The following is a 20,958-nucleotide window of genomic DNA, read 5'->3' on the forward strand; positions in this document are numbered from 1 at the left end:
TGCCCCCGTCAGGCCGTGGCGCCGGTGAAGAAGACGCCCATAGCCCCATCATAGATCAGCTTTAGGGCCAGCAGGAACACCAGCCAGTAGGTGAGCTGGTAGAACCGCTTCACCGAGATGCGCCGCACCGCCCAGACACCCGCCAGTACGCCGATGATCGCGACAGGCGCGAGGATAGCGGCGCGCTCGAGGTTGGCGATGTTGAGCTGGTCGAGGAAGTAGTAGGGGACAAGCTTGGCGGTGTTGACGATGGCAAAGAAGAAGGCCGTCGTGCCGGAGAAGATCACCGGCGTCAGCCGCTGCGGTAGCACGTAGATCTGGAAGGGCGGGCCGCCCGTATGGCTGATGAAGCTGGTGAAGCCGGCCGCGCCGCCCCAAATAGCGCCCCAGCCACGCGACGGTGGCAGACCCTCGAGCTTCTTGCGCAGCGGCAGCAGGGCATCGAGGATGAAGAGCAGTGTCAGGATACCGACGAACAGCAGCACCATGGCGTCGGAGACAAAGCTCCACAGCACCCAGCCGATTATGGTGCCGACCAAGGCGCCGGGCAGCATGATCTTGAGGATGCGCCAATCGGCGTCCTTGCGATAAGTCCAGACGGCAATCGCATCCATCACCAGCAGCAGCGGCAGCAGCATGCCGGCGGCATCACGGGCCGGCATCACCAGCGACAATAGCGGGACGCCGACGAGGCCCAGGCTGCCGAGGAGGCCGGATTTGCTCAGCGCAACGATAAAGACCGCGAGAATGGCGACGGCCCAGAAGGTAATATCGGTCATGTAGTGGAACTGGCTGGAATGGTAGGCGGGGGCGCTACTCGGACGCCTCGCGGCGTGCCTTGTCAATATCGGCCACGTCCTCTTCCGCGTCGTGTGCAGCGTTTTCCCGATCGGCGCGCATCACGGCATCCAGCATCTCTGTCGAGCGGCGGACGAAGCCGATATAGGCGGCCTGGTCGTGGCGCACGGCGTAGCTCTCCTGCAGCATACGTGTGTCGTGCTTTTCGAAGGCATCGGCGACGCGCTTGGCCTTGGCTTCGTCCTGTCCTAACGCGATCAGGGACAGCTCGCCGAGGCGGATGGCGGAGCGGAAGGTCTCGCGTTCGATGACGTGCACGCCGAGCGCCATCAGGTCATGAGCATGCGAGCGGTCGACAGCGCGGGCCGCGACGATCACCTCGGGGAAGTGGCGACGGATGAGTTCGGCGATGCCGAGGATGCGGTCGCCGCCTGCGGTGGTGATGACGATCATCCGTGCCCTGTCGGCGCCGGCCGCGCGCAGGATCTCCAGCCGACCGCCATCGCCGTAGAAGACCTTGACCCCGAAACGCCGCACCAGCTCGATCTGGGCCGGGTCGTCGTCGATCAGCGTCATCTCGAAGCCCTGGGCGCGGAGCATGCGGGTGACGATCTGGCCGAAGCGGCCATAGCCGAGGACGATCACCCGGTCGTGCGGATCGTCGACGACCGGGCCGGGCGGCAGGTCGGCGGGATCGGGTTCTGACGGACTGTTGAGGCGGGGCGCCAGCAGACGATCGTAGAGAAACAGCAGCAGCGGCGTCACCGCCATCGAGAGGGCCACCACGACCGTCAGCAATTCCACCTCGGGAGCGGAAAGGTTGCCGGCCGTCCGGGCGAACTGCAGCACGACGAAGGCGAATTCGCCGGCCTGGCTCAGAAGGATGGCAAGCAGCAGCCGTTCCGCTGTGTGCATCCGGAAAAAGGTGGCCAACACATACAGCACCAGCATCTTGAGCCCGATCAGGGCGGCCAATACGGCAATCACGACCAGCGGATTCTCGATCAGCACGTTGAAGGCGATCGACATGCCCACCGTGATGAAGAACAGCCCGAGCAGCAGGCCCTTGAAGGGCTCGAGGTTGCTCTCGAGCTCGTGCCGGTACTCGCTATCGGCGAGGAGCACGCCGCCGAGGAAGGCGCCGAGGGCCGGGGAGAGGCCGAGGGATTCGGTCGCCAGCGCGGCGCCGATGACAAGGGCCAGGGCAAAGGCGGTGAAGGCCTCGGGCACGCGGGTACGCGCCAGCCAACCCATCAGCGGGCGAATGACGAAGCGCGAACCGAAAAGGGCGGCGACGAAGGCACCGACCACCACGAGGGCCAGCCACCAGTCGATAGGGTTATCGACGGCGTCGAGCACCTCTTCGCCAATCGCCTCGACCGGCACGCCGCCCATGTTGGCGAGCAGCGGGATGATGGCGAGAACGGGGATCACCGCAACATCCTGCACGAGGAGGATGGCGAGCGAGGCGCGTCCGGTATCGGTCTTGGTGATGCTGCGCTGCTCGATCGACTGCATGGCGATGGCGGTCGAGCTCATGGCGAGGGCGAGACCGACGACCACCGCGTCGGGCCAGGCAAAGCCGATGACGCGGGCGAGGATGGCGATCACGGCGCTGGTGGCGAGCATCTGCGTCAGGCCGAGGCCGAGCACCTTGTTGCGCATGCGCCAGAGTTCGGTGCCATCGACCTCGAGCCCGATCAGGAACAGCATCATGACGATGCCGAACTCGGCCACCTGGTGGATCATCTCGGTGTCGGAGACCAGCGACAGGCCGTAGGGGCCGATCAGTATGCCGGCGGCGAGGTAGCCGAGGATGGTGCCGAGGCCGAGCCACTTGAACACTGGAACGAGCAGTACGGTCGTCGCGAGCAGAACGAAGATGGCGAGCAGCAGGTTGACTTCCATCTCTGTCCTTGCGCTGTCGCGCCACTCCCGAATTGCTTGCTCCAACTAGGTCCTAGCGCGGCGAGTTAGTCTCACGAAAGGAAAAAGTGACAAAAGCGAACGGGCCACTCCCGCAGCGCGGAAATGGCCCGTTCGACGGTGCTTTTTGGCTGATCGTTATTCGTCGTCGGCGTCGTTGTTGCGCAGCGACTTGAGCTTGGAGAAAACCGAATCCGCGTCGATCTCTTCCTCGCGCTCGGGGCGACGTTCCGTCGGCTGCCCGTCTTCGTCGACATGGCCACCGCGGTTGGCGCCGGCCAGCGCTTCCTCGGCGGTGAGCAGCATCGTGCCCTCTTCGGCGACTTCGCCGGCCGGAGCGCCCTTCGAGGCCCGGCTCACTTCCAGATCAAGATCGATCTGGCTGGCGAGGCCGAGGGTCACCGGGTCCATCGGGACGATATTGGCGTTGTTCCAGTGGGCGCCGTCACGCACGGCGTCGATGGTCGACTTGGTGGTGCCGACGAGCCGCATGATCTGCGCATCCTTCATCTCGGGATGGTTGCGCAGCAGCCACTTGATGGCATTGGGACGCTCGTTGCGGCGCGAGATCGGGGTGTAGCGTGGGCCTTTGCGCTTGGGCGCGGCGACGCGGACCTTGGGCTCGCTGAGCTTCAGGCGATAGTTCGTATCGGCCTCGCCGCGTTCGATCTCTTCGCGGGTGAGCTGGCCGTTCTGGATCGGGTTCACACCCATGATCCCGCTCGCGACGTCACCGTCGGCGACGCCCTGCACTTCCAGCGGGTGAAGTCCGCAGAAGGCGGCGATCTGCTCGAACGAGAGCGCGGTGTTGTCGACCAGCCAGACGGCGGTTGCCTTGGGCATCAGAAGGGGCGTGGCCATGATCAATATCTCCTTGAGGCGCGGCCGGGGATTTTCCCGTCCGCCCCGCCTCGTGGTTCACGATGAGGGGGAATAGCCGCCTATATACGCGGACGATCAGACTGATTCAATCGGATTGTCTCGGTCTTCGCCGTGGTTGCTCAGGCTCGCGCCCCACGGGGTAACAAGGATCAGCTTACCGTAATTGTCGCGCCGCTCGAGTTCAACATGGGCGCGGGCTGCCTCGGTTAATGGTAGCGCGCGGATGCGCGGATGCAGGAGTCGGCCGTCCTCCAGTGCCGGCCAGACCGATTGCCGGAGGTTCTTGGCGATCTCCGCCTTCACTTCGCGCGTCTGCGGCCGCAACGTTGAGCCCGAGAGCGTCAGCTGCTTCAGCAGGATCAGACTGGCATTGATCTCCGCCTTCGGCCCGGCCTGGGTCGAGACGATGACGATGTGGCCGAACCGGGCCGAGGCGCGAATGTTGCGTTCGAGCGCATCGCCGCCGACGATGTCGACGATCCGGTCGGCGCCCTTGCCGCCGGTGATCGACAGGGTGCGGGCGACGAAGTCCTCGCTGGTCCGGTCGATGGTGGCGGCAGCGCCGAGGCTTTGCGCATAGGCCGCCTTGGTGGCGTCGGACACGACGGCGATCGGGATGGCGCCATAGAGGCGGGCAATCTGGATCGCGGCCCCACCGATGCCGCCGGCGCCGCCGTGGATGAGCACGTGCATGCCTTCGGCGAGGCCGGCGCGCATCACCAGCGTCTGCTGTACGGTGAAGAATGTTTCGGGCAGCGCGGCGCCTGCCAGCATCGACCAGCCACGGGGCAGGGGCAGCACCTGTCCTGCCGGCACGGCGACATACTCGGCATAACCGCCACCGTGCGTCAGCGCGACCACGAGATCACCGACGCGGAAGCCGCGCGTGTCGGGGCCGAGCGCAGCAATCTCGCCACCGACCTCGAGGCCGGGGAGTGGCGATGCGTCCGAGGGTGGGTTGTAGGTGCCGCGTCGTTGGCCGAGATCGGGCGCGTTGAGCCCCGCGGCGGCAACACGGATCAGTACCTCGCCGGGGCCCGGCCGCGGAACCGGCAATGTTACCGGTTGCAGGACTTCGGGGCCGCCGAAGCTGGAGATGGCGATGGCGGTCATGTCGGCGGGGACGGTCATGCAAATAGCTAGTCCCGAGCCCATGCGCCTTGCAAGCATCAGCCCAGGGTTGCACTCACCCCGCCGAGGGCTAAAATCGATAGAAGACATGGAAGAATGAGGTGACGGCGATGTTCGACGACGATCAGGTCAAGCGTCCCAAGGGTCACGAGGTCGGCATGCCGATCGAAACGATGTCGGTCGAGGAACTCAACGAGCGCATCGGCATACTCAAGGCCGAAATCTCCCGCCTCGAGCAGGCCATCGGCGCCCGCCAGAAGACCAAGTCCGAGGCGGAGTCGCTGTTCAAGTTCTGAGCGAGCGCGGTCGAAACTATGCGCCACCGCGCGCACCACTCACTGACAGACTGCGGTTGTGGTGCTGACGTGCCCCACTCGGGCGACGATGCTCACCAATTGGCAAGGTTAAGAAAGCGAGTCCTGTTAACTTCAAATTAACACCTTGGCGTTAACTTCACCTCATCCGGTTCGCTGGATTTGCAGAGTGGTTTCTCCCTCTGTTTGACGCCTCCCTGTTAACTTTCGAGAGCCGCCATCTGACGGCTCTTTTCTTTTTTCCGGCTGCGTCTGGCGTTAAGCCGACGGCAACCGTGGCGGGCGCAAGACAGATGCCTGCGGCTTTGAAAGCCACCCCTCCCATCGGCAGGCAGCAGCGTGGACGACAGGACCAGGAACAGACCGGCAGTGGCCATCGGCCCGCGCATCGTGGCGTCGGGCGGGTTCGACGCGCTCTACCGCGAGGGCATGGCGCTGATCGAGGAGGTCGCGTCCTATCTCGATGGCGATGGCCGCTCCGATAGCCGCCGCCTCAAGCGCGAGGCTTCGTTCGTTTACGCCACCGAGAGTATGCGGCTCACGACGCGTCTTATGCAGCTGGCAAGTTGGCTGCTACTGCAGCGTGCTGTCAACGAGGGTGAGCTGACGCCCGAGAATGCCCGCGTCGAAAAGGAAAAGGTCCGCTTCTCCGCTACGCCGACCGAACGCGGTGGGCCCGGCTTCGAGGATCTGCCGGAGCGGCTCCGCGGTTTCATCTCGAAGGGTGACCGGCTGTTCGAGCGCGTGCAGCAATACGACAAGCTCGAGCGCGGGGGCGTCCCCGACTATTCGCCCGAGACCGAAGGCGGCATCGCCGACCAGCTGGCGCGGCTCAAGGCGGCATTCGGGCGGTTGAAGGAATAGCGCTCCAGCCGCTACGATCCCACGATGTGATCGGAGGCGGGCGATGGCCGAAATGCTGACGGGTGGCTGCCTTTGTGGCGCCGTGCGCTACACCTACGAGGGTGATGTCGGTCCAGCCGGATATTGCCACTGCGAGGATTGCCGCCGCACATCGGGCGGCGCGTTCGGCGTCAGTGTCCGGGTCGCCGCGGCCGGCTTCCGAGTTGTCGCGGGTGCCCCGAAGAGCTTCGTCAAACTTGGAGACAGCGGCCGGGCGGTGGCGCGCTTTTTCTGCGGCGATTGCGGGTCGCCGCTCTACACCCTGCCGCCGTTGCATCCCGACGTCGTTTTCATCAAGGCCGGAAGCCTCGACAATCCTGATGCGGTCAGGCCGAACCGGCAGGCCTGGATGCGCTCGCGGGTGGACTGGGCCGAGATCGATCCATCGATCACGTCCTACGAGACCAACCGCGTCGGAGCGCAACAAAAAGCCCGACACAATGGCCGGGCTCTGTGACTCTGTTCGTGCGCTCGAGGCTTAGAAGCCGAGGCCCTTGAACTTGTCCTTGAAGCGGGTGACGCGGCCGCCGCGGTCCATCAAGTTGCCCTGGACGCCGGTCCAGGCCGGGTGGGTCGACGGATCGATGTCGAGCTGCAGCGTGTCGCCTGCCTTGCCCCAGGTCGAACGGGTCTGGTAGGTCGTGCCGTCGGTCATCGCGACGTTGATAATGTGGTAGTCGGGATGGATGTCGGACTTCATGGCGCTCGCCTCAAATCAAACGAGCGCCTGGGCGCCCGGACTGTTCGTTGAATTCGGATTGGCCGGGTACATAAAGAAAAAGCCGGCCTTGCGCAAGTGCAGCCGCGCAGGTTGTCGCAGCCCGGCAATTGAGTTGCGGGGGATGGTCGACCCGCCTATATCGAGGGCACTTCTGAGTAGCGACGTGGAGCCTGCCCCCGGTGGCACGGAACGATGGAGCCTTCGTAAAGGGCCGGCCGAGAGCCTCCGGTTCGAGCGATCTCTCGCCGGTGCGCCGGCTGCTGCCGTTCGTGCTGCGCTACCCGTGGCAGTTCGGCCTCACGATCCTGTTCCTCCTGATCTCGGCGCTGTCGTCGCTGGTCGTGCCGTCGCTCGCCGGCCGGATCATCGACCAGGGCTTCGTCGAGCGTAATCTCGACGCCGTCGGGCAGTACGGTCTGATCGCGCTTGGTGTCGCGCTGGTCATGGCCGTCGCCAGCGCGGCGCGGTTCTATTTCATCTCGGCGCTGGGCGAGCGCGTGCTCACCGATCTCCGCCGCCAGGTGTTCGACCACCTGCTGATCCTCGATTCCCGCTTCTTCGACCTGCACCGCGTCGGCGAACTGACCTCGCGGCTGACCGGCGACGTGGCTACCATCCGTGGCGCTATCGGTTCGAGCATCTCGCTGATGCTGCGCGGCGTCGTGACGCTGGTCGGCGCCGTGGCGCTGATGTTCTTCACCAGCCCGCTCCTCGCCTCGATCGTGGTGGTGGTGGGGCCGGCGATCCTAATCCCGGTGATGATCTTTGCCCGCCGGCTGCGGTCCAAGTCGCGCCTGACGCAGGATGCGCTGGCCGATATGTCGGCCATGGCGACCGAGGCGCTGGGCGCCAGCCGGACGATCAAGAGTTTCGTGCAGGAGACCGAGCAGTCGCGGCTCTACGGCGCCGAGGCCGAGAAATCCTATCGGTCGGAGGTCAGCCGGCTGTGGACGCGCGCGGCGCTGCTGGGCGGCGTGGTGTTTCTGTCGACGGCGGCGCTGGTGGTGCTGGTCTGGTGGGGCGCCAATGCGGTGTTCCAGGGCTGGGTCACCGTCGGCGGTCTCGCGCAGTTCATGATCTACGCGCTCATGGCATCCAATGCGCTGACCAATCTCTCCGACATCGTCGGCGTGTTCCAGATCGTTGCCGGGGCCACCGAGCGGCTGATGGAGATCCTCGACACCGAGCCGGCCATCAAGGCGCCGGTCGTGCCGAAGGCGCTGCCCGAGCCCTCGCAGGGCACGGTAGCGTTCGAGCATGTGCATTTTGCCTACGGCACGCGCGACGACGAGCAGGTGCTCGATGACGTCGATTTCGCCGTGGCGCATGGCGAGACCGTCGCGCTCGTGGGGGCGTCGGGAGCGGGCAAGTCGACGATCTTCGCACTCGTGCAGCGCTTCTACGATGTCACTGCTGGTCGCATCGTCGTCGATGGTCTGGATGTGCGCGATGTCGATCCGGCACAACTCCGGCGGCGCTTTGCCTATGTCGAGCAGGAGCCGACGATCTTTGCCGGCTCGATCGCCGACAATATTCGTTTCGGCCGGCCCGAGGCGAGCTTCGCCGATATCGAGGCCGCTGCCAGGGCGGCGCTGGTACATGACTATGTCGTCGAGTTCCCCAAGGGCTACGAAACGATGGTGGGCGAGCGTGGCGTGATGCTCTCGGGCGGCCAGAAGCAGCGCCTCGCCATCGCCCGCGCCCTGCTCAAGGACGCACCTATCCTGCTGCTCGACGAGGCGACCTCCGCCCTCGATGCCGAAAGCGAGCGACTGGTGCAGGTCGCCCTCGAGCGACTGATGCAGGGGCGCACGACGCTGGTCATCGCACACCGTCTCGCCACCATCCGCGACGCCGACCGCATCCTCGTGCTCGAGAAGGGCAGGCTGATCGACCAGGGCACGCACGACCAGCTAGTGCGTAAGGGCGGCAAGTACGCGGAACTGGCGAAGCTGCAGTTCCGCGGTGAGGTTGCCCCGGCGGCGGAGTAACGGTAGCGCGGAGCGTGCCTGCCTGCCCCGTGCATGATAGGTTGCCCCGCGATAGACGCGACCGGTGACCACCATGTTGCAGAGCGACAGCGTATTCTCAGGTTCGGTTCCCGAGAACTATGATCGCTACATGGTGCCGCTGATCTTCGAGCCATATGCACTCGACATGGCGGAGCGCGCGGCGGCGTTGTCGCCGATTGCGGTGCTGGAAACGGCGGCGGGCAGCGGGGTGGTCACGAGGGCACTGGCGCCCAAGCTACGGCCAGACGCGAGCTATGTGGTCACCGATCTCAACCAGCCGATGCTGGACTATGCCGGCTCGCGCCAGTCGCCCGACACCCGGATCACCTGGAGGCAGGCCGATGCGCTGGGGCTGCCGTTCGAGGATGCGAGCTTCGATCTCGTCTGCTGCCAGTTCGGGGCGATGTTCTTTCCCGACCGCGTGGCGGGCTACCGGGAGGCGAAGCGGGTGCTGAAGCCCGGCGGCCATTTCCTGTTCAATATCTGGGATCGCATCGAGGAGAACGCGTTCGCCGACGACGTGACCAAGGCGTTGGCGACGATCTTCCCCGACGATCCGCCGCGTTTCATGGCGCGCACGCCGCACGGACACTACGACAGGGAGGTAATCCGGCGGGAGCTTGCCGAGGCCGGGTACACCGACGTTGCCATCGAGACGAAAGCCGAGGTGAGCCGAGCGGACTCGCCACGCATCCCCGCCGCCGCCTATTGTCAAGGCACGTTGCTCCGCGGCGAGATCGAGGCGAGGGCGCCGGGTCAGCTGGAGGCCGTGACGGACGTCGTCGCTGCGTCGATCGCGAAGAAGCACGGGGACGGTGCGGTCGCCGCCAAAATCCAGGCGCATGTGATCCTGGCGAGGGCTTAACCCTCACCCATCCGTCAGCTTGAACTCGATGCGCCGGTTCCGCGCGAACGCCTCCTCCGTATCCCCCGTGTCGATCGGGCGGCTGTCCCCGAAGCCGGCGGCTACGAGGTTCTGGGCGGGGATCCCCTGCTCGACGAAATACTTGGTCACGGCGATGGCGCGGGCGGCCGAGAGTTCCCAGTTCGAGGGGAATTCCGGGGTGTTGATCGGGCGCTTGTCGGTGTGGCCGTCGATGCGGAGGACCCAGTTCACGTCGGCGGGGATCTGGGTGATGAGTTCCTTGATCACCGCGGCGAGCTTGCCCATCTCGGTTCGCCCGGCGTCCGAAATCGTGGCTTCGCCGGCGGGGAACAGCACTTCGGACTGGAAGACGAAGCGGTCGCCGACGATGCGGACGTCGGAGCGGTTCTCCAGCACCTGGCGCAGCTTGCCGAAGAAATCGGAGCGGTAGCGGGAGAGGTCCTGCACGCGCTGGGCCAGCGCCAGGTTGAGCCGCCGGCCGAGATCGGCGATCTGGGTGCGGCTCTCGGTATCCTTGGTTTCCGACGCCTGCAGTGCTTCCTCGAGCGCGCCGATCTGGATGCGGAGCGCGGCGAGTTGCTGGTTGAGCAGCGCGACCTGCGCCGTTGCCTCGTCGGAGAGGTCGGTCTGGGCGGCAAGATCGCCTTCGAGCTTGGCGATCTGCGCGTCCTTGCCATCACCGCCAGTGCCGAGGCCGGCGAGCTGGGCCGCCATCTTGTCGCGGTCGCCGGTCGTCGTGGTCAGCGTCGCCTGCAGCGTCGCAATCGTAGATTCGAGGTCGCCGGAGTTGGCCTTCTCGAGCTGCAGCAGTTCGGTCAGCTCGGCGATCTGGGCGTTGAGCCGGCTCATCGCCGTGTCCTTGCCGCTGATCTCCTGGCCGAGGAAGAACTGGCTCAGCATGAACAGCGAGAGCAGGAAGATGATGACCAGCAGCAGGCTCGACAGGGCATCGACGAAGCCGGGCCAGTAATTGGTGACCTGCGAGCGGCGGGAACGGGAGAGGGCCATCGGGCGGCCGCCTAGCTCGAACGCCGGTCGGATTCGCCCTCGCGGATCATGGCTTCCATCAGCTGCTGCAGCTTCTTGTTGGTCTCACCCTGCTGGGCGATGTGGCCGCGCAGGTCCTCCTGCTCGGCCCGGATGTGCTTGACGAGGCCGTCGATACCGCGGGCCAGCTCGGCCATTGCGCGGATGGCGTTCTGCGAGGAGTTGGAGTTCTGCAGGGTCGAGCCGAACTGGGCGAAGATGGCGCTCATCTCGTCGCCGGAGACGCCGAGGCCAGTCGCCTGCATCTGCGTCACGGGATGGTCGAGCTCGGTCATCGAGGTCATCCAGTCCTCGAGGTCGGTGTAGAAGGCGTTCTGCGCCTGGCTCGCCTGCAGGTCGAGGAAGCCGAGGATCAGCGAGCCGGAAAGGCCGAGCAGGGAGGCCGAGAAGGCGGTGCCCATGCCGCCAAGGGGCGCCGCCAGGCCTTCCTTGAGGTTCGAGAACAGGGTCGCCGTATCGCCGGCCGTGGCGTCCAGCGCCTGGATGGTCGCGGCGACGTGGGTCACGGTTTCGAGCAGGCCGTAGAACGTGCCGAGCAGGCCGAGAAAGACGAGGAGGCCGGTGAGGTAGCGCGAGGTGTCCTTGGCTTCATCGAGGCGGTTGCCGACGGAATCGAGGATCGAGCGCATCGAGGAGGGTGTGATGATCGCTTCGCCGAGCCGGTCGCGCAGCAAGTTGGCCACCGGAGCAAGGAGCCGCGGCTGGGTCGAGGGCATGCGGCCTTCCTGCAGCGAGTTCACCCAGTTGATTTCCGGGAACAGGCGGATCACCTGGCGGAAGCCGAGGACGATGCCGATCAGCAGCGTCAGCAGGATCAGCGAATTGATGAACGGGTTGGCCCAGAAGAAGATGATCAGCTGGTTGTAGAGGATGGCCGCGACCAGGGCGACCAGCACCAGGAAGACGATCATCTTCACGAGGTAGACTGCGGGGCTCGCAAGCCGGTACGGATCGTAGCTCTGCGACATGTCGCTGCCCTTGGTCGAGTGCAATCGGCCCGACAATAGTGCGCTTCGGCAAAGCCACGCAACGGTCGGCGACCGGCGCTGCCGGTTAACCCCATGAAATCAGGGGAATGCGACGAGCGGGTGGCGGCCCGGGCCGCCGACGCTTTACTTGACCGCTTTGACGATCTTCAGCAGCTGGCCCTGGATGTTCTCGTTGCCCGATATCACCTGGCCGTTCCACACCGAGCCGGTGGTGCCGGCATAGTCCGAGGTGGTGCCGCCGGCTTCGCGAACCATCAGCATGCCCGGAGCGACGTCCCAGGGCTTCAGGCCGGCTTCCCAGTAGCCATCAAAGCGCCCTGCAGCGAGCCAGGCGAGATCGGTCGAGGCCGAGCCGGTGCGGCGGATGCCGGCGACGGCGGGGACAACCTGAGTGAGCTGCTTCAGCTGCAATACGTCGAGCGCGCGGCCCTGCGAGTTGATGCCGGTGACGATCACCGCGTCGGCGAGGTGCTTGCGGGCGGCGACGCGCAGGCGCTTGCGATCGTTCAGCCAGGCGCCGCCGCCCTTTTCGGCGGTGAAGAGCTCGTCCATGATCGGGTTGTAGATCACCGAGGCGACGATCTCCTCGTTGCGCTCGAGCGCAATGGCGCAGGCGAACATCGGGATGCCGTGGAGGAAGTTTGTGGTGCCATCGAGCGGGTCGACGATCCAGCGGTGCTGGCCATCGCTGCCCTTCACTTCTGTGCCTTCCTCGCCCAGGAAGGAATAGGTCGGGCGGGCCTTCTGCAGCTCTTCGAAGACGATCTGCTCGGCGCGGCGGTCGGCATTGGAGACGAAGTCGGCCGGACCCTTCACCGAAACCTGCAGGTTCTCGACCTCGCCGAAGTCCTTGGCGAGGTTGCGGCCGGCCTTGGTGGCAGCCTGGACCATGATGTTCAAAAGCGCCGAGCGCATGGGAAAAACTCCGCGCGGGATAGAAGGGGATCGGGAAGGGCCGCTATGTGCCCGAGAACGCACCCGAGCGCAAGCGTTGCGGCGGCGGGCTAATTGGCCGCAGGCGCGGTGGCCGGCATTGGCGCTGCGGCATTGGCGGCGACCTGGGTAGGCGGGACCGATGGCCAGAAGCGGGCGCGCTCTTCGGCGCGGGCCAGCACTTCGGGCGTCGCCGCGACGAGCAGCTTGTCGAGCTGAGCATCCTTGAGGCCCTGTCGCCGGGCCAGCGCTCGGTACATCGCGGCCGTTTCGAGATCGGTCTTTGTGCCTTCGCCAACAGCGAGAAGCTTGGCATAGCGGTTCTGGGCCACGGGATTGCCGGCATCGGCAGCACGTGCATACCACTTCGCCGCGGCTTCCCGATCCTGCGGCACGCCCTTGCCGAGATAGAGGCTTGTCGCATACTCGACCTGGGCCGAGACGTTGCCGTCTTCGGAGGCGAGCCGGAACTGCTCGGCTGCCGCGACCGGGTTGGGTGCGACGCCGGCCCCCTCGGTCAGCATGCTGCCATAGTCGTAGCGCGCCTCAGGGATGCCGGCATTGGCCGCCTCGCCGATGAGTTCGGCCGCCTTGGTCAGGCTGGGCTCGACATAGGTGCCTTCGACATAGAGCAGGCCGAGATTGTACTTGGCCATCATGTTGCCGGCGTCAGCGGCGGACTTGAACAGTTCGGCGGCGCGCTTGCGGTCCTTCTTGACGCCGCGCCCATCCTGGTAGAGCAGAGCCAGCTTGAAGGTCGCGAGCGCATCGCCGTTCTTGCTGGCCATGCCGTACCAATCGGCCGCACCCGCAGGATTCTCGGGAACGCCGAGGCCCTCGGAATAGATTTCGCCGATCAGCGTCTGCGCCGGCGCATTGCCTTGCTTGGCCAGCGGCAGCGCAAGTTCGAGCGCCGTCAGGTAGTAGCCGCGCTGGAAGGCGCCAAAGGCGGGATCGACCTTTTCGCCGAAGATCTGGCCGCTGATGGCGGACGCGTCGGTCGGACCCTGGTTGTAGAATTCCTCCGGCACCGGTCCGATCGGCAGGTCCTCGAAGCCGAGATTATCCGGATACTGCATATTCTTGGGCCGCAGGTCGACCACGTCACCGGCATCCGACTGGGCGAGGGCCGGCAGGGCAAGGGCGGCGGCAAGAACTGCGATAGCGATCCGACGCATCAGGCGACCTGCTCCGTCACCGGCAGCTTCAGGCCAATGAACTCGCAGCCCTCGGCCTCGTAGCCGGCGAGCCCGGCTTCGGGGTCGGACAATACGCTCGGCACTTCCATGGTCTCTGCCCACCAGTGCGCCATCTCGCGCGCTTGGGCAGATATGGCCCCGGAAAGCGGCCCAAATAGGATGTAGTCGACGCCCAGTTCGCCCTTACCCATGGCATCGTCGCGCGAGCCAATATCGCCGACGCCGACGATCAGCTCCGGCTTGAGCGCCGTGACTGCTGCTTTCACCGCCTTGCTGTCTCCCCGGACGTGCAGCCCATCGGCGCCGAGTAGGCGGACGATGCCCGGATCGCCTTCCACCAGCACGGCCGTGCCTTTCGCCTGCGCCAGCGGTACGAGCTTTTTGGCCAGTGTCTTGTAGGCGTTCTCCGGCAGCTCGCCGCGCGGCAGCAGCAGGGCAGCGACTTCGTGCTCGGCGAGCGCCGCCTGCAGCGCCGTCGTTAGGCGGTCGAGGGGCAGGTCGGTGGGTGCGATCAGGTAGAGTTCGGCTGACATGGTGCGAGTTATAGCGGCGGATGCGCCGATGTGGAGCCGGATTCTGGCAGCATGCAGGCAGTCGGTTAGCAGAAAAGAAAAGGGGCGCCGAAGCGCCCCGCAGTCGTCGGGAGATTGGCAGGCCGGGATCAGGCGGCGAGATCGAGCTCGGGCTTGTACTGGCCGAGCGACGCCAGCGCGTTCATCCGCGCGCGATGGGTGAAGGCCTTCTGCGCTGCGGGCACATTGGCCTCCTCGCCATTCCAGGTCACCAGCGCCGAAGTCTGCAGGGCGCGGCCATAGGAAAAGGTGAGGGCCCAAGGCAGGCCGCCAAGCTGGTTCATGGCGCTGAGATGCGCGGTCGCCTCCTCGTCGGACTGGCCGCCCGAAAGGAAGGCGATGCCCGGCACCGCTGCCGGCACGAAATGGCGGAGAGTCTCGACCGTCCGCTTGGCGACCTCTTCGACGCTGGCGCGCTCCCGTGAACGCAGGCCCGGGGTCACCATGTTCGGCTTCAGCAGCATGCCAGCGAGGTCGACTCCGGCAAGGCGCAGTTCCTTGAACACGGCCTCGAGCGTCTCGCCCGTTACTTCCTCACAGCGCTGGATCGAGTGGTCGCCCGGCTCGCCGTCGGCCAGCACTTCCGGCTCGACCACCGGCACGATGCCGGCCTCCTGGCAGTACATGGCATAGCGGGCGAGGGCGTGGGCATTGGCCCGGATTCCGTTGCGCGAGGGCGCATAGCTGGTGATGGCGATGACGCCGCGCCACTTGGCGAAGCCGGCGCCGAGCTTGGCATAATGCGCCAGGCGCTGACGGAGGCCGTCGAGGCCCTCGGTGATCTTTTCGTCCTTGCTGCCCGGCATGGGCAGCGCGCCACGGTCGACCTTGATGCCGGGAATGACGTCGGTTTCCTCGAACAGCTGGCGGAAGGTCGTGCCGTCCTTGGCCTTCTGCTCCAGCGTCTCCTCGGTGAGGATGACGCCCGAGATGTAGTCGCGCATCGCGTCGGTCGAGCGGAACAGCATCTCACGATAGTCACGGCGCGTCTCCAGCGTCACCGGCAATCCGATGAGCGCGAAACGCTTGGCGATGGTGCCTTCGGATTCGTCGGCGGCAAGGATGCCCTTGCCGGAGGCTACAAGTTTCTTGGCGATTGCATTGAGCGAGGCCATTGCGGGAGGGTCTCCATTTGCAATGGAGTGATCATGCCACAGCCCCGGCGCCGGTTCGACTAGACCTTGGTTTTGAGACGAAGGTGGGGTTGGAAGGCGGCGGGGTTCACCCCTTCAGCGCCTCGACGCCGGGCAAGGCCTTGCCTTCCATCCATTCGAGGAAAGCGCCGCCGGCGGTGGAGACGTAGGTGAACTGGTCCTTCACGCCGGCATGGGCGAGGGCGGCCACGGTGTCGCCGCCGCCGGCCACCGAGACGGCCTTGCCGGCCTTGGTGCGCTGGGCGACGTATTTCGCGATCTCGACGGTACCGTGGTCGAAAGGCTGCATCTCGAAGGCGCCGAGCGGACCGTTCCAGACCACGGTCTTGGCTTCGTCGATGGCGCCTTTGATGCGCTCGATGGAGCCAGGGCCGACGTCGAGGATCATGCCCTCGGGGTCCATCGAATCTACGCCGTAGAAGCGGTGCGGGGCATTGGCCTCGAAGTGCCAGGCGACTGTCGCGTCGATCGGCAGGATGATGGCGCAATGCGCCTGCTCGGCCTTGTCGCGGATGCGGTTGGCGGTCTCGGCGAGATCCTTCTCGGCCAGCGACTTGCCGACGCCGAGGCCTCCGGCGTGGAGGAAAGTATTGGCCATGGCGCCGCCGATCACCAGGGCGTCGACCTTGGTGATTAGATTCTCGAGCAGGTCGAGCTTGGTCGAAACCTTGGCGCCGCCGACGATGGCGATCACCGGGCGCTCGGGGTTGCCGAGGCCCTGCTCGAGGGCGGTCAGCTCCTGTTCCATGGCGCGGCCGGCAGCGGAGGGGAGGAGGCGCGCAATGGCCTCGGTCGAGGCATGGGCGCGGTGGGCGGCGGAGAAGGCGTCGTTGACGAAGATATCGCCAAGCGACGCCATGCGCTTGGCGAGCTCGACATCGTTGGCTTCCTCGCCGGGATGAAAGCGGGTGTTCTCGAGAACGAGGATCGAGCCGGCCGGAGCTTCGTCGATCGCCTGGCGGGCCTTTTCGACATCGACCCAGTCGGTAGCGACGAAGCCGACTGGATGCCCGGTCTCCTGTGCGACTGACTGTACGACCTGCTCGAGCGAATATTCCGGATCGACCTTACCCTTGGGGCGGCCGAAATGGCTGAGGATGATGGCCTTGCCGTCGACCTTGATGATTTCGCGAATGGTGGGTACCAGCCGCTCGATGCGGGTGGCGTCGGTCACCTTGCCGTCGGCGACCGGCACGTTGAGGTCGGCACGGACCAGAACGCGCTTACCCGAGAGGTCGAAATCGTCGAGGGTCTTGAAGGCCGGCATGGGACGCATCCGCAGCAAGGAAGGGTGCCGCTGCTATAGCAAGGATTGCAGCAAGGGCAACAGCGGGCTCAGAGGCCGACGAGGCCTGCGACGGTCCCTGCAACGGCGAAGACCAGCGCGCCGAGCAGCAGGTTGCGGACCGCGAAGTAGAGATTGGTGTTGAAGGTGAAGCGGGCGAAGCCCTCGCTCGGCCAGTGGCGCGCCCCCATGCGGCGGCGCAGGGCACGGTCGGCGAGGACGACATAGAGGCCGAAGCCCGCCAGCATCAGGGGAAACCAGACTAGATCGTGGCGGAAGCCTTGGACTAGGCTGCCAACCACACCAGCAACGACGAGAACACGCTCGATTTCACGCACCGCCGGATCGCTCCGAAAACCGTGATCAGATGCATCCGATTGTAGCGTGGCTGCGTAACAGTTCGGCGACCGAAACGTTAACGGGGCGTGACAGTGCCTAGAGACGCCTGAACAGCGTCGGATAGTCGACTACAAGCCCATGCTCGTCGACAGTCAGCACCTGCGTGAAACTGCGGTCGGCCGCCGCATAGCGGAAATGCTCCTCGTCGAGCCGGGTGTAGATCTGGCCGTCGCGGAAGGGCTCGAGCGTATCGAGCGGCACCCAGGCCATGTCGAAACGCTGCGACGTGCCGGTCACGAACTTCGCGCGGCGGATCGGAAGCGTGTTGGTGAAGGGCGTGCCGCCGATGTCGATATCGACGCAGCCCTCGAGCTGCGGAGCACGCTGGCCGTCGATCTTCCAGTCGCCCTGGCCGTTGGAAACGAGCCGCAACACGCGACCGTCATGCCGGCGCAGGACCAGCGAACGGAAGGTCCAGTCCGGATCGAGCTGGATTTCGTAGAAGGCGCCGAAGGCAAGGCCTTCGCGTTCGCCGATCAGGGAACTGCGGACAGTCACACCGTCCGCAGTCTCAGAGACGTGGCAGTGCTCGAGCCCGAACCATTCCAGCGGCTGCCAGCGGAGGTCGAGCTCGAGCGCCATTCACATCAGAGCGTCGTTGACATCAGAGCGTCTTGGCGAACAGCGCCGTCACGTCGGCCATGCGGTTCGAAAAGCCCCATTCGTTGTCGTACCAGCCCATGATGTTGACGAAGTTGCCGTCGAGCACCTTGGTCTGGTCGATCAGGATGGTCGACGAGTGCGGATCGTGGTTGAGGTCCGAAGAGACCAGCGGATGGAGCGTGTAGGTCATCACGCCCTTGAGCTCGCCTTCCGACGCGGCCTTTAGAGCGTTGTTGACTTCCTCGACGGTGGTGTTGCGCTTGGCGACGAATTTCAGGTCGACGAGTGAGACGTTCGGGGTCGGTACGCGGATCGAGATACCGTCGAGCTTGCCCTTCAGTTCCGGCAGCACGAGACCGATGGCCTTGGCGGCGCCGGTCGAGGTCGGGATCTGGCTCAGGGCCGCGGCGCGGGCGCGGTAGAGATCCTTGTGCATGGTGTCGAGCGTCGGCTGGTCACCGGTGTAGGAGTGGATTGTGGTCATCATCCCCTTCTCGATGCCGACGAGGTCGTTCATGACCTTGGCCATCGGGGCGAGGCAGTTGGTGGTGCACGAGCCGTTCGAGATCACCACGTCGTCCTTGCCGAGCAGGGCGTGGTTGATGCCGTAGACGATGGTCTTGTCGGCGCCCTCGCCGGGAGCCGAGATGATCACCTTCTTGGCGCCGGCGGTCAGGTGGGCCGAGGCCTTTTCCTTGGACGTGAAGATGCCGGTGCATTCGAGCACGATCTCAACACCGAGCTCCTTGTGCGGCAGCTGGGCCGGGTCCTTGACCGCGGTGACCTTGAACTTCTGGTTGCCGGCGGTGATCGTGTCGCCCTCGACCTTCACCTCATACGGGAACTTGCCGTGCACGCTGTCGTAGCGCAGCAGATGGGCGTTGGTTTCAACCGGGCCGAGATCGTTGACGGCGACGACTTCGATGTCGTTGCGACCGCTTTCGACGATGGCGCGCAGGATGTTGCGGCCGATGCGGCCAAAGCCATTGATTGCGACGCGAACAGCCATGATGGCTCCTTGAGAATTCTTCGGGGAGTTAGGTGGAAGGCGCGGTGTCTTACAACTGCGCCATGACGGCTTCAACTATGGCTTTCGCCGTAATTCCAAAGTGCTCATAGAGCTTTTCGGCCGGAGCGCTGGCGCCGAAGCCGTGCATGCCGACGAAGCGACCCTTGTCGCCGAGCAGCTTGAGCCAGCTCATCTCGATGCCGGCCTCGATCGCCACCTTGGCCTTGGGCTTGCCGATGACGCTGTCGCGATATTCCTGCGACTGGGCGTAGAACAGCTCCTGGCTCGGGACCGACACGACCTTGGCTGAGATGCCCTGCTCCTTGAGGAGGTCGAGGCTCGACACCGCGATCGCCACCTCCGAGCCGGTAGCGAAGATCACCGCATCGGCGTTCTTGTCGCCGGCAATGACATAGGCGCCCTTGGATGACGGGTTGCCCGCGCCGGCCTCGGTGCGGAGCGCCGGCAGGTTCTGGCGCGAGAGCGCGAGGATCGACGGCTGCTCGGCCTCAATGGCGAGCTGCCAGCATTCCAGCGTTTCGACCGCGTCAGCCGGGCGGAAGACCAGCAGGTTCGGGATGGCGCGCAAGGTCGAGAGGTGCTCGATCGGCTGGTGGGTCGGGCCGTCTTCGCCGAGGCCGATTGAGTCATGGGTCATCACGTAGATGACCTTCTGCGACATGATGGCCGAGAGGCGAATGGCCGGGCGGGCGTAATCGGTGAAGACGAGGAACGTGCCGCCATAGGGGATCAGGCCCTTGTGCAGCGCGATGCCGTTCATCGCTGCCGCCATCTCGTGCTCGCGGATGCCGTAGCGCATGTAGCGGCCGGTATGGTCGGAGGCGGTGAAGGGCAGCGTCTCGGGCGTGTTGGTGAGGTTCGAGCCGGTGAGATCAGCGGAGCCACCGATGGTCTCGGGCAGCACCTTGTTGATCACCTCGAGCGCCATCTGGCTCGACTTGCGGGTCGCGACCTTGGGCTTGTCGGCGATCAGCTTGGCCTTGAAGGCCTCGATGGTCTCGTTCCAGTTCGCGGGTAGTTCACCCTTCAGGCGGCGCTCGAACTCGGCGCGCAGCTCCGGCTTGGCGGAAGCGAGGCGGCCCTGCCAGTCGCCACGGGCATTGGCCGAGCGGGTGCCAGCTGCGCGCCAGGCGTTGAGGGTGTGGGCGGGGATCTCGAAGGCCGGATAGTCGATGCCGAGCTTCTCCTTGGCGGCGGCCAGCTCAGCCGCGCCGAGGGGCGAGCCGTGGACGCCGTGCGAGTCTGCCTTGTTGGGCGCGCCGTAGCCGATGATCGTCTTGGCGGCGATCAACGTCGGCTTGTCGCTCGACTTCTTGGCATCGAGCAAGGCCTTTTCGACCTGGGCCTGGTCGAGGCCGTCGATCTCGATGGTGTTCCAGCCGCAGGCCTTGAAACGGGCGATCTGGTCGGTCGAGTCGGCGTTCGAGACGCGACCGTCGATGGTAATGTTGTTGTTGTCCCAGATGACGACGAGCTTGTTGAGCTTCAGGTGCCCGGCGAGCGAGATCGCTTCCTGGCTCACGCCTTCCATCAGGCAGCCGTCACCGGCGATGACCCAGGTATAGTGGTCGACGAGGTCGGAACCGAATTCGGCGGCGAGCTTCGCCTCGGCGACCGCGAAGCCGACCGAGTTGGCAAGACCCTGGCCGAGCGGACCGGTGGTCGTCTCGATGCCGGGGGCGAAATGGTATTCCGGGTGGCCGGCGGTCTTCGAACCGAGCTGGCGGAACTGCTTGATCTGATCGATCGTCATGTCCTCGTAGCCGAGGAGGTAGAGCGAGGCGTAGAGCAGCATCGAGCCATGGCCCGCCGACAGGATGAAGCGATCGCGGTCGGCCCACCACGGGTCGGCCGGGTCGAACTTCATCACCTTGGTGAAGAGCACCGTAGCGATATCCGCCACGCCCATCGGCAAGCCAGGATGACCTGAATTGGCTTTCTCCACCGCATCCATGGCGAGGGAGCGGATGGCATTTGCCATCTCATTGGCTTGCGTAGAATTGGGCATGAGACCTGCTTTCGGCTAGCGCTGAAAAAGCCCGGAAACCGGGCGCCACGCACCCGGTCTGCGAGGCGGGTTGACGCTTAGCAGGTTCCCTTGACCTGTCAATGTCGCCTCCCGGAGGGGGACAATTGCCATAGCGCTCCAGCTTTGCGCTATAGTGACAAGTGGA

General features: G+C 65.3%; 21 protein-coding genes. 5 read left to right on the forward strand and 16 right to left on the reverse strand.

Features of this window, described 5'->3' with window-relative positions; translation table 11 throughout:
* Window positions 1-8: 8 nt before the first annotated feature.
* From ACOYW5_RS20130 to ACOYW5_RS20145, 4 genes are all read right to left on the reverse strand, one after another.
* Window positions 9-779 (reverse strand): sulfite exporter TauE/SafE family protein, encoded by a 771-nt coding sequence (locus ACOYW5_RS20130; RefSeq protein WP_423066656.1) that lies wholly within the window; start codon window positions 777-779, stop codon window positions 9-11.
* A 34-nt stretch (window positions 780-813) separates the two neighbouring features.
* Complete coding sequence (locus tag ACOYW5_RS20135; protein ID WP_423066657.1) at window positions 814-2,706, reverse strand: monovalent cation:proton antiporter-2 (CPA2) family protein; 1,893 nt, start codon at window positions 2,704-2,706, stop codon at window positions 814-816.
* A 156-nt stretch (window positions 2,707-2,862) separates the two neighbouring features.
* The gene (locus tag ACOYW5_RS20140) at window positions 2,863-3,585 is read right to left on the reverse strand and encodes a DUF1013 domain-containing protein (RefSeq protein WP_423066658.1); all 723 of its coding nucleotides are present in this window, start codon (window positions 3,583-3,585) and stop codon (window positions 2,863-2,865) included.
* Window positions 3,586-3,681: 96 nt separating this feature from the next.
* The gene (locus tag ACOYW5_RS20145; protein ID WP_423066659.1) at window positions 3,682-4,737 is read right to left on the reverse strand and encodes an NAD(P)H-quinone oxidoreductase; all 1,056 of its coding nucleotides are present in this window, start codon (window positions 4,735-4,737) and stop codon (window positions 3,682-3,684) included.
* Window positions 4,738-4,847: 110 nt separating this feature from the next.
* Between ACOYW5_RS20145 and ACOYW5_RS20150 the strand changes: the two genes are divergently transcribed.
* The 3 genes from ACOYW5_RS20150 (at window position 4,848) to ACOYW5_RS20160 (ending at window position 6,411) form a co-directional block, all read left to right on the forward strand.
* On the forward strand, window positions 4,848-5,033 hold the full coding sequence (locus tag ACOYW5_RS20150) for a DUF1192 domain-containing protein (RefSeq protein WP_423066660.1): 186 nt from the start codon (window positions 4,848-4,850) through the stop codon (window positions 5,031-5,033).
* 387 nt (window positions 5,034-5,420) lie between these two features.
* On the forward strand, window positions 5,421-5,915 hold the full coding sequence (locus ACOYW5_RS20155) for a DUF1465 family protein (protein ID WP_423066661.1): 495 nt from the start codon (window positions 5,421-5,423) through the stop codon (window positions 5,913-5,915).
* A 43-nt stretch (window positions 5,916-5,958) separates the two neighbouring features.
* Complete coding sequence (locus ACOYW5_RS20160; protein WP_423066662.1) at window positions 5,959-6,411, forward strand: GFA family protein; 453 nt, start codon at window positions 5,959-5,961, stop codon at window positions 6,409-6,411.
* 21 nt (window positions 6,412-6,432) lie between these two features.
* Here the strand turns inward: ACOYW5_RS20160 and rpmE are convergent, their stop codons facing one another.
* Window positions 6,433-6,654 carry a 50S ribosomal protein L31 gene (gene rpmE, locus ACOYW5_RS20165; protein ID WP_423066663.1) on the reverse strand — a complete coding sequence of 74 codons (222 nt, stop codon included), beginning with the start codon at window positions 6,652-6,654 and terminating at the stop codon, window positions 6,433-6,435.
* Window positions 6,655-6,854: 200 nt separating this feature from the next.
* Here rpmE and ACOYW5_RS20170 point away from each other — a divergent pair, with 200 nt between their 5' ends.
* Both ACOYW5_RS20170 and ACOYW5_RS20175 read left to right on the forward strand, forming a co-directional pair.
* A complete protein-coding gene (locus tag ACOYW5_RS20170) occupies window positions 6,855-8,666 on the forward strand; it encodes an ABC transporter transmembrane domain-containing protein (RefSeq protein ID WP_423066664.1) in 1,812 nt (603 codons plus the stop codon).
* 73 nt (window positions 8,667-8,739) lie between these two features.
* Window positions 8,740-9,552, forward strand: a complete 813-nt coding sequence (locus ACOYW5_RS20175; RefSeq protein ID WP_423069518.1) for a class I SAM-dependent methyltransferase — start codon at window positions 8,740-8,742, stop codon at window positions 9,550-9,552.
* Window positions 9,553-9,555: 3 nt separating this feature from the next.
* On the opposite strand, the gene ACOYW5_RS20180 is transcribed toward ACOYW5_RS20175, so the two are convergent.
* The 11 genes from ACOYW5_RS20180 to tkt all read right to left on the reverse strand — a co-directional run bounded on the left by ACOYW5_RS20180 (window position 9,556) and on the right by tkt (window position 20,792).
* On the reverse strand, window positions 9,556-10,581 hold the full coding sequence (locus ACOYW5_RS20180; protein WP_423066665.1) for a peptidoglycan -binding protein: 1,026 nt from the start codon (window positions 10,579-10,581) through the stop codon (window positions 9,556-9,558).
* 11 nt (window positions 10,582-10,592) lie between these two features.
* Window positions 10,593-11,588, reverse strand: coding sequence for a flagellar motor protein MotA (locus ACOYW5_RS20185; protein ID WP_423066666.1), 996 nt, complete (start codon window positions 11,586-11,588; stop codon window positions 10,593-10,595).
* A gap of 144 nt (window positions 11,589-11,732) precedes the next feature.
* Window positions 11,733-12,524, reverse strand: coding sequence for an inositol monophosphatase family protein (locus ACOYW5_RS20190; protein WP_423066667.1), 792 nt, complete (start codon window positions 12,522-12,524; stop codon window positions 11,733-11,735).
* An 89-nt stretch (window positions 12,525-12,613) separates the two neighbouring features.
* A complete protein-coding gene (locus ACOYW5_RS20195; protein WP_423066668.1) occupies window positions 12,614-13,720 on the reverse strand; it encodes a tetratricopeptide repeat protein in 1,107 nt (368 codons plus the stop codon).
* Window positions 13,720-14,274, reverse strand: coding sequence for a thiamine phosphate synthase (locus ACOYW5_RS20200; RefSeq protein WP_423066669.1), 555 nt, complete (start codon window positions 14,272-14,274; stop codon window positions 13,720-13,722). The genes ACOYW5_RS20195 and ACOYW5_RS20200 overlap by 1 nt, the downstream gene beginning before the upstream one ends.
* A gap of 128 nt (window positions 14,275-14,402) precedes the next feature.
* On the reverse strand, window positions 14,403-15,428 hold the full coding sequence (locus ACOYW5_RS20205) for a class I fructose-bisphosphate aldolase (protein WP_423066670.1): 1,026 nt from the start codon (window positions 15,426-15,428) through the stop codon (window positions 14,403-14,405).
* 106 nt (window positions 15,429-15,534) lie between these two features.
* Entirely contained in the window at window positions 15,535-16,734 is a 1,200-nt protein-coding gene (locus tag ACOYW5_RS20210) for a phosphoglycerate kinase (protein WP_423066671.1), read from the reverse strand.
* Between the two features lie 68 nt (window positions 16,735-16,802).
* Window positions 16,803-17,090, reverse strand: coding sequence for a hypothetical protein (locus ACOYW5_RS20215; RefSeq protein WP_423066672.1), 288 nt, complete (start codon window positions 17,088-17,090; stop codon window positions 16,803-16,805).
* A 97-nt stretch (window positions 17,091-17,187) separates the two neighbouring features.
* On the reverse strand, window positions 17,188-17,733 hold the full coding sequence (locus tag ACOYW5_RS20220) for a putative glycolipid-binding domain-containing protein (RefSeq protein ID WP_423066673.1): 546 nt from the start codon (window positions 17,731-17,733) through the stop codon (window positions 17,188-17,190).
* A gap of 22 nt (window positions 17,734-17,755) precedes the next feature.
* A complete protein-coding gene (gene gap / locus ACOYW5_RS20225; protein ID WP_423066674.1) occupies window positions 17,756-18,763 on the reverse strand; it encodes a type I glyceraldehyde-3-phosphate dehydrogenase in 1,008 nt (335 codons plus the stop codon).
* 49 nt (window positions 18,764-18,812) lie between these two features.
* Entirely contained in the window at window positions 18,813-20,792 is a 1,980-nt protein-coding gene (gene tkt / locus ACOYW5_RS20230) for a transketolase (protein ID WP_423066675.1), read from the reverse strand.
* Window positions 20,793-20,958 lie beyond the last annotated feature (166 nt).

The organism is Devosia sp. CN2-171 (assembly GCF_049354815.1).
Taxonomy (GTDB): Bacteria; Pseudomonadota; Alphaproteobacteria; order Rhizobiales; family Devosiaceae; genus Devosia_A.